Source organism: Mycobacterium sp., from assembly GCF_036273375.1.
GTDB lineage: Bacteria > Actinomycetota > Actinomycetes > Mycobacteriales > Mycobacteriaceae > Mycobacterium.
In genome coordinates this window covers 1-10,715 of record NZ_DASUHS010000024.1, presented here as the reverse complement: position 1 = coordinate 10,715, position 10,715 = coordinate 1, and the positions used below count along the sequence as shown (strand labels likewise).

Annotated in this window: 10 protein-coding genes and 1 pseudogene; 8 read left to right on the top strand and 3 right to left on the bottom strand. The window is 67.7% G+C overall.

Annotated features, from left to right (window positions below; all coding sequences use genetic code 11):
• Positions 1-455, top strand: a 455-nt coding sequence (locus VFW69_RS02635; protein WP_526497886.1) for an HNH endonuclease signature motif containing protein, incomplete at its 5' end; no start/stop codon positions are given.
• A 258-nt stretch (positions 456-713) separates the two neighbouring features.
• On the opposite strand, the gene VFW69_RS02630 is transcribed toward VFW69_RS02635, so the two are convergent.
• Complete coding sequence (locus tag VFW69_RS02630) at positions 714-1,370, bottom strand: ACT domain-containing protein (RefSeq protein ID WP_526497884.1); 657 nt, start codon at positions 1,368-1,370, stop codon at positions 714-716.
• A gap of 104 nt (positions 1,371-1,474) precedes the next feature.
• Here VFW69_RS02630 and gatC point away from each other — a divergent pair, with 104 nt between their 5' ends.
• The 5 genes from gatC (at position 1,475) to gatB (ending at position 7,241) form a co-directional block, all read left to right on the top strand.
• On the top strand, positions 1,475-1,774 hold the full coding sequence (gene gatC / locus VFW69_RS02625; RefSeq protein ID WP_064950317.1) for an Asp-tRNA(Asn)/Glu-tRNA(Gln) amidotransferase subunit GatC: 300 nt from the start codon (positions 1,475-1,477) through the stop codon (positions 1,772-1,774).
• Positions 1,771-3,285 (top strand): Asp-tRNA(Asn)/Glu-tRNA(Gln) amidotransferase subunit GatA, encoded by a 1,515-nt coding sequence (gene gatA / locus VFW69_RS02620; RefSeq protein WP_526497881.1) that lies wholly within the window; start codon positions 1,771-1,773, stop codon positions 3,283-3,285. Before gatC ends, gatA begins: the two co-directional genes overlap by 4 nt.
• 38 nt (positions 3,286-3,323) lie before the next feature.
• Positions 3,324-4,355 carry a 6-phosphofructokinase gene (locus VFW69_RS02615; protein ID WP_526497879.1) on the top strand — a complete coding sequence of 344 codons (1,032 nt, stop codon included), beginning with the start codon at positions 3,324-3,326 and terminating at the stop codon, positions 4,353-4,355.
• A 293-nt stretch (positions 4,356-4,648) separates the two neighbouring features.
• Complete coding sequence (locus VFW69_RS02610) at positions 4,649-5,665, top strand: MinD/ParA family ATP-binding protein (protein WP_526497877.1); 1,017 nt, start codon at positions 4,649-4,651, stop codon at positions 5,663-5,665.
• Between the two features lie 61 nt (positions 5,666-5,726).
• Positions 5,727-7,241: an Asp-tRNA(Asn)/Glu-tRNA(Gln) amidotransferase subunit GatB gene (gatB, locus tag VFW69_RS02605; protein WP_526497875.1), complete on the top strand. Its 1,515-nt coding sequence runs from the start codon at positions 5,727-5,729 to the stop codon at positions 7,239-7,241.
• Between the two features lie 37 nt (positions 7,242-7,278).
• Here gatB and VFW69_RS02600 read toward each other — a convergent pair whose 3' ends face one another.
• Complete coding sequence (locus tag VFW69_RS02600) at positions 7,279-8,409, bottom strand: PQQ-dependent sugar dehydrogenase (RefSeq protein ID WP_526497873.1); 1,131 nt, start codon at positions 8,407-8,409, stop codon at positions 7,279-7,281.
• Positions 8,410-8,670: 261 nt separating this feature from the next.
• Between VFW69_RS02600 and VFW69_RS02595 the strand changes: the two genes are divergently transcribed.
• Positions 8,671-9,525 carry a DoxX family protein gene (locus VFW69_RS02595; protein ID WP_526497871.1) on the top strand — a complete coding sequence of 285 codons (855 nt, stop codon included), beginning with the start codon at positions 8,671-8,673 and terminating at the stop codon, positions 9,523-9,525.
• 9 nt (positions 9,526-9,534) lie between these two features.
• Here the strand turns inward: VFW69_RS02595 and VFW69_RS02590 are convergent, their stop codons facing one another.
• Positions 9,535-9,873 carry a PH domain-containing protein gene (locus tag VFW69_RS02590; protein ID WP_526497869.1) on the bottom strand — a complete coding sequence of 113 codons (339 nt, stop codon included), beginning with the start codon at positions 9,871-9,873 and terminating at the stop codon, positions 9,535-9,537.
• A gap of 468 nt (positions 9,874-10,341) precedes the next feature.
• On the opposite strand from VFW69_RS02590, the pseudogene VFW69_RS02585 reads away from it, so the two are divergent.
• Positions 10,342-10,715, top strand: a pseudogene (locus VFW69_RS02585) (thiamine pyrophosphate-binding protein); the annotation flags it as partial.

The window sequence follows — 10,715 nt, the reverse complement described above, 5'->3', positions numbered from 1 at the left end:
ACCTGACGTGTGATGCCACGTGTGAAGTGTGGTTCGAACGTCGCGGCGAGGTCATTGGTGCGGGCCGGGCGACCCGGCTGGTCAACCGGCGGCTTCGCCGCGCGCTGGAGCATCGGGACCGCATGTGCGCGGTGCCCGGCTGTGGTGCCACCCGTGGTCTGCACGCCCATCACCTCCGGCACTGGGAAGACGGCGGCTCCACGGAGTTGGCCAACCTGGTGCTGCTATGCCCTTATCATCACCGGCTGCACCATCGTGGCGTCATCACCATCACCGGACCCGCAGACGCTGTCATTGTCACCGACAACGCGGGCCGATTACTGAGCCCGGGATCGCTGGCGCGCCCACCAACTCAACCCCCGCCCGCCGTGGCGCCCTGCCCGGGACCCACCGGCGAGCGCGCCCACTGGTGGTGGTATACACCCTTCCAACCCCAACCACCGCCGACAAACTAATAGCGTCGTTGCCGGGACCGGCCGCTACCGGCGATCCATCGAAGCTTAAACAAGTTGAGGCAGCAGCGAATTCGTTCGCACTGATGGCCGCCTACCGCGTCATCGACATCGCGGTCGTCGTTGAACATGGTCGGCTGCACGATCTCCGGCCGAATCGGCCGACACGCGATGAAGCTCTCCACGACGAGATCGAAGGTTGGGTCGCGGGCCGCATCGGTGTAACGGATAGCCACTGCAGAAAACGGCGGGCACTGCCGATCAGCGCAGCATGGTGGCGACGATCCCGGCGAGGTAACCCAGCCGGGCGACCTCCGAGGGCCGGAATTCCGGGCCGGGACGGCCAAGCACCACCGCGGTGTGAGGGTCGCCCAACGGGGCCGCGACCATCGTCACATCCATATCGCGCCACGCATTCGGCACCCACTCGGCGCTGCCGTCCAGAGTCGCGGCTCGCTCCAGCGGCAGCCACGGGGCCGCGTCCGCCTTGGTCTCCGGGGCGCCCGGACTGCCGGCCAGGCGCTGAAGCTCGCCGCCCGAACTGCGCAGCACCGTGCACCAACTGACGCGCAGAACCTTGGGCGCCCCGTTGGCGAGAACCTGCAGGCGTGCCGCTTTGCCGTCGGCCGCCGCGATGTGGTCGAGGAGCTCGAGCTCACGATGCGCTTCGAGCAGACCCGTGTGCGGGCGCACGCTGTCCACCCGGACACCGGACAGGGACTCGGCGGCGGTGATCAGTGTGTCCGGCATCGCCCCCGGCGGCAGTTCGATCACCAGGTCGTCGGTCGCGTAACCCGAGCTGCGCTCCACGACGTCGAGCGACAAAATGTCGGCTCCCACCGAACCGAGCGCCACCGCCAGCGACCCCAGGCTGCCTGGCCGGTCGACGAGCTCGATGCGCAACAGATAGGAGGGCACGGCCAACACTGTTGCATAAGGATGTGTCGACGGCATTTCGGCTCGACCCGCGATCGGCAACGGGCGTGCACCGGGTCGCACGCCCGCGGCTAGGCTTTGCAGTCGTGTCCCAGATCTCCCGCGACGAGGTAGCGCACCTGGCCCGGCTGTCCAGGCTGGCGCTGACCGACAGCGAGCTCGACAGCTTCGCCGGCCAGCTCGGCGCCATCCTGACCCATGTCAGCCAGGTGCAGGCGGTCGATGTCACCGGCGTCGAAGCGACCGACAATCCGCTGAAAGATGTCAACGTCACCCGGCCCGACGAGTCGACACCGTGCCTGACCCAGGCCGAAGCGCTGGCCGAGGCGCCCGCTGCTGTCGATGGCCGCTTCGCGGTCCCGCAAATCCTGGGAGACAGCGAGTGAACGAGATCATCCGGTCCGACGCCGCCACGCTGGCCGCCCGCATCGCCACCAAAGAGGTGTCGTCGGTCGAGGTCACCCAGGCGTGCCTGGACCAAATCCAGGCGACCGACGACCGCTACCACGCCTTCCTGCACGTGGCGGCCGACGAGGCGCTTGCGGCGGCAGCCGCCGTTGACAAGCAGGTCGACGAGGCGGTGGCCGCCGGAGAGCGGCTTCCGTCACCGCTGGCCGGGGTCCCGCTGGCCCTCAAGGACGTCTTCACCACAGCCGACATGCCCACGACCTGCGGGTCCAAGATCCTCGAGGGCTGGCGTTCGCCGTACGACGCCACCGTCACCTCACGGTTGCGCGCCGCGGGAATCCCGATCCTGGGCAAGACCAACATGGACGAGTTCGCGATGGGCAGCTCGACCGAGAACTCCGCCTACGGCCCGACCCGTAATCCGTGGAACGTCGACCGGGTGCCCGGCGGCTCCGGGGGTGGCAGTGCCGCCGCGCTGTCCGCGTTCCAGGCCCCGCTGGCGATCGGGTCCGACACCGGAGGCTCCATCCGGCAGCCCGCCGCACTCACCGCGACGGTGGGAGTCAAGCCCACCTACGGCACCGTGTCGCGTTATGGCCTGGTGGCGTGCGCGTCGTCGCTGGATCAGGGCGGCCCGTGCGCGCGCACGGTACTGGACACCGCGCTGTTGCATCAGGTGATTGCCGGGCATGACCCCCTCGACTCCACGTCGGTGAACGCGGCAGTGCCCGACGTCGTCGCCGCCGCCAAGGCCGGCGCGGCCGGTGACCTCAAGGGCGTGCGCGTCGGAGTGGTCAAGCAGCTGCGCGGCGAGGGCTACCAGCCCGGCGTGCTGAGGACTTTCGAAGCGGCCGTCGAGCAGCTGACCTCCCTGGGCGCCGAAGTGAGCGAGGTCGACTGCCCGCACTTCGATTACGCGCTGGCTGCCTACTACCTGATCCTGCCGTCGGAAGTGTCGAGCAACCTGGCCCGATTCGACGCGATGCGTTACGGGCTGCGGGTCGGCGACGACGGCAGCCACAGCGCCGAGGAAGTGATGGCAATGACGCGGGCCGCGGGCTTCGGGCCGGAGGTCAAGCGGCGCATCATGATCGGCACCTACGCGCTGTCGGCCGGTTACTACGACGCCTATTACAACCAGGCCCAGAAGGTGCGCACCCTGATCGCCCGCGACCTGGACGAGGCCTATCGCTCGGTGGACGTGGTGGTGTCGCCCGCGACGCCGACCACGGCGTTCCGGCTGGGTGAGAAGGTCGACGATCCGTTGGCGATGTACCTGTTCGACTTGTGCACGCTGCCGCTGAATCTGGCCGGCCACTGCGGCATGTCGGTGCCGGCCGGTCTGTCGCCGGACGACGACCTGCCGGTCGGCCTGCAGATCATGGCGCCCGCACTGGCCGATGACCGGCTCTACCGGGTCGGCGCAGCCTACGAGGCGGCCCGCGGACCGCTGCCGTCGGCGGCCACCGTGGGGACTGTCGCCGGCTAATCGCGCCATAAGGCCGCCACCCCAGGCAAGATGAGGGGATGCGGATCGGAGTGCTCACCGGAGGCGGCGACTGCCCTGGGCTCAACGCGGTGATTCGGGCAGTGGTGCGAACGTGCGACTCCCGATACGGCTCGTCGGTGGTCGGATTTCAGGACGGCTGGCGCGGACTGCTGGAGAACCGGCGCGTCCAGCTGCAGAACGACGACCGCAACGACCGCCTGCTGGCCAAGGGCGGAACCATGTTGGGCACCGCCCGGGTGCACCCCGACAAACTGCGGGCCGGGCTGAACCAGATCAAGCAGACCCTCGACGACAACGGGATCGACGTCCTGATTCCCATCGGCGGGGAAGGCACGCTGACGGCCGCGCACTGGCTCTCGGAGGAGAATGTGCCCGTGGTCGGTGTGCCGAAGACGATCGACAACGACATCGATTGCACTGACGTGACTTTCGGCCACGATACCGCATTGACCGTCGCCACCGACGCCATCGACCGGCTGCACAGCACCGCCGAATCGCACCAGCGGGTGATGCTGGTCGAGGTGATGGGCCGGCACGCCGGCTGGATCGCGCTGAACGCGGGCCTGGCTTCGGGCGCGCACATGACGCTGATCCCCGAGCAGCCCTTCGACGTCGAAGAGGTCTGTCGGCTCGTCAAAAGGCGCTTCCAGCGCGGAGATTCGCACTTCATCTGCGTGGTCGCAGAGGGCGCCAAACCTATCCCCGGATCGATTGCGTTGCGGGAAGGCGGGATTGACGAATTCGGCCACGAGAAGTTCACCGGCGTGGCGGCCCAGCTTGGCGCCGAAGTGGAAACGCGGATCAACAAAGACGTCCGGGTGACCGTGCTGGGCCACGTCCAGCGGGGCGGCACCCCGACGGCCTACGACCGGGTGCTGGCCACCCGGTTCGGGGTGAATGCGGCCGACGCCGCGCATGCCGGGGAATACGGCCAGATGGTGTCGCTGCGCGGGCAGGACATCGGCCGGGTGCCTCTGGCGGATGCGGTGCGTCAACTCAAGCTGGTGCCGGAAAGCCGCTACGACGACGCCGCTGCGTTCTTCGGTTAGCCATTACGCGCGTGGCAAACAACGGGTGGATCTGAGTGGGCCGCGGCTTGAATTTGCCCGCCAATGATCAAATGGTTCGCGATTGCCGCAGTTTGGTGGTTTCCGGACTGGTCTTTCGGGGTTATACCGGGAGTATGAGCAACCGCGGTTCGATTCGCGGATTCGTTGGGCAATCCGCGGCAGCGGCGGGGCCACCGGGCCCGCCGAACCAAAAGCCGGGTTGGCACACGTGGCGTATCGAGGGCGACCCCGCAGCGTCCACGGTGCCGCAGTCCCGCGGTCCGAATCAGCAAATGGACGGACCGCCGCGACCCCGGCCGGCCGCCCCGCCACCGATCCGGCGGGTGCCATCACCGCCACGTCCCGAGCCGATGCTGGGTGCGACGGCGCTGGACCGCTTCGACACCCACGACACGGACGCCGCCGGGTTTAACTGGCAACAGCTGCTTCATCGCATAACCGGGATCGAGCTGGGCCCGGGCAAAAATACGGCCTATGAGAACGAGCTGCGGCAGCGTATCCGCGCGACCGTGGGGGGCGCCTTTCCCATCGCCGTGCTCAACCTCAAAGGCGGGGTCGGCAAGACGGCGGTGGTGGAGGCGCTTGGGTCCACCTTCGCCGCCGTGCGCGACGACCGGGTGCTTGCCCTCGACATCGACGCCGGAGACCTGGCGGAGCGCCACGGCCAGAGCAACCCGCACAGTCTGGCCGACCTGCTGCACGGCAGCCCGGCGGCGCACTACGAGGACATCCGCGCGCTGACGTACATGAACGGCTTCGGGCTGGAAGTGCTCGGGTTGCCGGACACCGACTGGCGCCTGGAGCGCCACGACATGCTGCGAGCGTTTTCGATGCTGCGAAACCAATACTCACTGGTGTTGGTCGACTGTGTCAAAACGCTCAATTCCGCTGTGATGGACGCTGTTTTACCGGAATCGCGAGCCCTGGTGGTGGTTACCAGCCCCGCCATCGATGCGATACGTAAAACACGGGCGGCACTGGAGTGGTTGTCCCACAACGGGTATCAATCGTTGATGCAGTGGACCGTGCTGGCGATCAACCATGTCGAGCCGGCCAAGGTGGACCGCGTGGCCGTCACCGAACTCGACCGACTGTCCGCGCGCGTCGGCGCCACAGTTGTGCTGCCCTTCGATCGGCACGTGCACGATGGTCGAAAGATCGCGCTGGACCGGTTGAGCAAGGAGAGCCGTCGCAGTTACCTGGAGATGGCGGCCGCGCTGGCCGATATGTTCCCGGGCAGGGAAGGGCAGCGCGACCAATTCCCGGTGGCGCGATCACCACGGTGTTGATCGGTGGTGACCCGCTTCGCCCGGCTCCGCCGCGCTCGCGATCACCATTAGGATCGAGCGCATGAGTGTTGCCGCCAGCGCCGATCTGATGGATTACGACGACGTCATCGCGCGTTTCGATCCGGTACTCGGCCTCGAGGTGCATGTGGAGTTGTCCACCGTCACCAAGATGTTCTGCGGCTGCACCACTGTATTCGGCGCCGAACCCAATACCCAGGTATGCCCGGTGTGCCTCGGCCTGCCCGGCTCGCTGCCCGTACTCAACCGGAGCGCGGTCGAGTCGGCCATTCGCATCGGGCTGGCGCTGAATTGCGAGATCGTGCCGTGGTGCCGGTTCGCCCGGAAGAACTACTTTTACCCGGACCAGCCGAAGAACTACCAAATCTCGCAGTACGACGAGCCCATCGCCATCAACGGCTACCTCGAGGCGCCGCTGGAGGACGGCACCACCTGGCGGGTCGAGATCGAGCGCGCGCACATGGAGGAGGACACCGGCAAGCTCACCCACATCGGCAGTGAGACGGGCCGCATCCACGGCGCGACCACGTCGTTGATCGACTACAACCGCGCCGGCGTGCCATTGATCGAGATCGTCACCAAGCCCATCGAGGGTGCCGGAGCCCGGGCGCCGCAGATCGCCCGCGCCTACGTGGCGGCATTGCGAGACCTGTTGCGCGCCTTGGACGTGTCCGATGTCCGGATGGATCAAGGCTCCATGCGGTGTGACGCCAATGTGTCGCTCAAGCCCACGGGAACGATCGAGTTCGGCACCCGAACGGAAACCAAGAACGTCAACTCGCTGAAAAGTGTGGAGGTGGCGGTGCGCTACGAAATGCAGCGCCAGGCTGCTGTTCTGACGTCCGGCGGTCGAATCACCCAGGAAACCAGGCACTTTCACGAGGCGGGCGGCTATACGAGTCCGGGCCGCACCAAGGAAACCGCCGAGGACTACCGGTATTTCCCCGAGCCTGACCTGGAGCCCGTCGCGCCCAGCCGTGAACTGGTCGAGCAGCTGCGCCAGACCATTCCCGAGCTGCCATGGTTGAGCCGCAAGCGCATTCAGGACGAGTGGGGAATCTCCGACGAAGTGATGCGCGACTTGGTCAACGCAGGGGCGATCGAATTGGTCACCGCGACCATCGAGCACGGTGCGTCCCGCGAGCAGGCCCGCGCCTGGTGGGGAAACTTCTTGATGCAGAAGGCCAACGAGGCCAACGTGGCGCTGGATGAGCTGGCGATCACGCCCGCCCAGGTCGCCGCGGTGGTGGCATTGGTCGACGAAGGCAAGCTATCCACCAAACTGGCCCGCCAGGTGGTCGAAGGTGTGCTGGCCGGGGAGGGCGAGCCCGACGAGGTGATGACCGCCCGGGGCCTGGCGCTGGTGCGCGACGACTTGGCGACCCAGGCCGCGGTGGACGAGGCACTGGCCGCCAACCCCGATGTGGCAGAGAAGATTCGCGGCGGCAAGGTGGCCGCGGCCGGCGCGATCGTCGGCGCGGTGATGAAGGCCACCCGCGGCCAGGCGGACGCAGCCCGGGTGCGCGAATTGGTGTTGGCCGCCTGCGGCCAGGGCTAGCAAGGGCTGATCGTCCGCCACCACGACGCGAGAGCGGTCAGCTCTTGTCGTCGCTGTTGCGCGGGAATCCACCGCCCTGCGGGAAGAGCGGGAACACGACGTCGTCCAGCTTCTCGGCGTCCCCGGCCGTCTTGTTAACGGTTGCGCCCCAGACGTTTCCATCCGGCGACATGCGCAGCGCCCAGGCGTGCGCGTGGGTATCCTTGCGGACCACGTCGGGTTCACCGGTGACCGCACCGGTGGCCGGCGCCAGCCGGACCGCGACCGTCAGCTTGGTGTTGATCAGGTTGACCAACACGGTCCCATCCATTGCCGCGCAGCCGGCCACGCCCGGCTTGTCCGGCCAGGTCCACACCGTGGAAACATCCGACGTTTTGGTGATGCGCTGCAAGCGATCTGCCGTCGGAGTGCGGTCGGCGACATACAGTGAGCCGTCGACCGGGTCGGTGCACAGACCGCCGCCGGCACCCACCCCGGACAGCGCCGTCGTCGGGGGCGCCTGGCCCACGGTGGTGGGCTGCTCGATCCGCAGCACCTTGCCCGCGAGCGATTTGGGGTCGGCGGCAAGCGCCGGATTGCCCGCGTCGCCGGTCATCACGACCAGCGTGGTGGGGCTGGTGAAGATCAACGCTCCGGTGTTTCCGGTGGCGCCCTTGGGGATTCCGGTCAGGATGTCCTTGGGGATGTCGCCGTCGGCGACGCGGATGACCCGGTTGTCGGTCGGCGTGCTGATGTAGGCGTACATCAGGCGGTCCTGCTTGTAGGTGGGCGACATGATGATGTCCATCAAGCCGCCATCGCCGGACGCGTCCACCGGAATCACCGTCTTCACCTTCGGCTCGGCGCTGACGGAGATCTCCTTGACCGCGCCGGTGGTGCGCTCGGCGACGAGCGCGGTTTTGCTGTCGGGGCCCATGATCAGGCCGCTGGTGCTTTCCAGGCAGCCCTGCATCACCCCGGGAGCGGGACAGGCCTTGGGGAACGGCGTGGGCGGCAGCGGAGGCGGCGGGGGAGGCGTCGAGCTGGGCTGCGGCTTCAGCTCGGGGGCGGTGGTGAACGGTTGCGATTGGGCGTCGTTGAAACGCGCGCACCCGCTCGTTACCAGCACGAGGGCGCACAGCGCGGCCAACCCGCGCCGAACCGACCGCCCCGATCGCCCTAGTCGCATGACCGTCAGGCTACGGACAGTGCCAGCGCCGCCGCCACACACGTCCCTCTTGTCCGCCGCCGAAAACTAGATCACGACCGCTTTCCCACCCGGCCCGGCGCCGCCTCCGGCGGGCCGGCGATCTCCCGGGGGCCGCCGGGACCGGTTTGCGGGCCTATTTGGGGCCAATCCGGGCCGGTTTGGCGGGCAAACCACCGATTGCCAGGCGAAAGCGCCGCTCAAATCCCCAATTCAGGGCCGAATGCCCTTACCCTGTCACGCGTGACCAGTCAACCGAATGACGCACATTGGCAACGGCCCGGCGAATCCCCGGAGCCGACCCCGGGACGCCCCGCCTCGGCGCGGCTGGTCGATCCCGAAGATGATCTGACGCCAGTGGGCTATCCCGGCGACTTCAACCCGTCGACCGGGACCACCACCGTCATCCCCTACGGCGCCGCCGCCGCGGCCGCCGGCTCCGGCGCCGGCGGCTACAACCTGCTGGAACAGCAGGAGCCCTTGCCCTTCGTACAGCCGCATTCGGCGGCCCGCCATGCCTCCGAGTCCGCCGAGGTCGACGACGAACACCATGACCCGTTGCACGATGTCGGCCGGCGCGGAACGCAGCATCTCGGTTTGCTGCTGCTGCGCGTCGGGCTGGGCGTGGTGCTCGGCGCTCATGGGCTGCAGAAGCTGTTCGGCTGGTGGGGCGGATCGGGCGTTGCGGGGTTCAAAAACTCACTGTCCGATGTCGGCTACCAGCACGCCGACATCCTCGCCTACGTGAGCGCCGGCGGGGAGGCCGTGGCGGGCGTGCTGCTGATACTCGGCTTGTTCACCCCCGTCGCGGCGGCCGGTGCGCTGGCGTTTTTGATCAACGGTCTGCTGGCCAGCGTCTCGGCACGGCCGCACACGCGCACCTTCTCCTTCTTCCTGCCCGAGGGCCACGAATACCAGATCTCCCTGATCGTCATGGCCGCCGCGGTCGTCCTGTGCGGTCCCGGCCGCTACGGACTGGACGTGCGCCGCGGTTGGGCACATCGCCCCTTCATCGGGTCCTTCGTCGCCCTGCTGGCCGGCATCGCGATCGGTGTCGGGGTGTGGGTGGCGCTCAACGGTGTGAATCCGATCGGCTGACCGACCTATTCACTGGTAGGGGTTGGGCACCCGCCCCGCGCTGGCCCCGGTCAGCTCCGGCAGGGTGGAGAACGTGACCGCGGGCAGCCGCAGCTCGCCGCCGCTCTTGAGGCGCGCGCGTCCCCACGAACCGCGGTGAAAGCGCAGCCCATCGATGTCGTCCCAGCGCACATTCCGGCTGCCAAAAAGCGTCCGCACGGTCACGCCCTGGTCGTCGGCGACGGTGCGTAACCGGATGATCAACGCCGACAGCAGCACCGGAAGGATCAGCAGCGGGAGCGACGGCGGCCACAGCATCACCGGAATCAGTAGCCCCAACGTCAAGAACCCGACGGCCAGATGCGCCATCGGCGACACCTTGATCACGACGGGCGCTGTGAAGGGGGTTTGGGGGGACGAACCGGTAGCCACTCCACCATCATTTCACCCTGCATCTGGGATCGATTCCGCGAGCGCCCCCGCTGCTGCGCCGCGGCCAACCCACCTGGTGACTGGGGCGCCGAAGGTCACGGATTTGACTGCTGAGCTGTGCGAAGGCTACCGTCGGACGCTATGGATACCGCCGGAAAGCCCGGGATGCTCGTAGTAATTAGTCGGCGCGTTGGTGCCTGACTTGCCCGTCAGCATTTGAAGCAATCCAGAACCAACGCGCAACCCTCGTGCAGCAGATGAGCTGTCGGGGGTTTTTTGTTGCCCCCAGCGAGACTCCCGGAATGAATAAGGACTGAACGACAGTGAGCGCTCCCATCAGGCAGCACGCCTCCGCGACGCCGGACGCTGCGGACATCGCCACGGACGCGGCCAAGCCGGCCGCGAAGTCCGCGGCCGGCAAGCCGAAACGTATCGGGCCCGAGCAACTTACCGGCGCACAGTCGGTGATCCGCTCGCTGGAGGAACTCGGCGTAGAGGTCATCTTCGGCATTCCCGGCGGCGCGGTGCTGCCGGTCTATGACCCGCTGTTCGACTCAAAGAAGCTGCGCCACGTGCTGGTCCGCCACGAGCAGGGCGCCGGCCACGCCGCCAGCGGCTACGCGCACGCCACCGGCAAGGTCGGCGTCTGCATGGCGACGTCCGGGCCCGGGGCCACCAACCTGGTGACCCCGCTGGCCGACGCCCAGATGGATTCGATACCCGTCGTCGCCGTCACTGGCCAGGTCGGACGCTCGCTGATCGGCACCGACGCCTTCCAG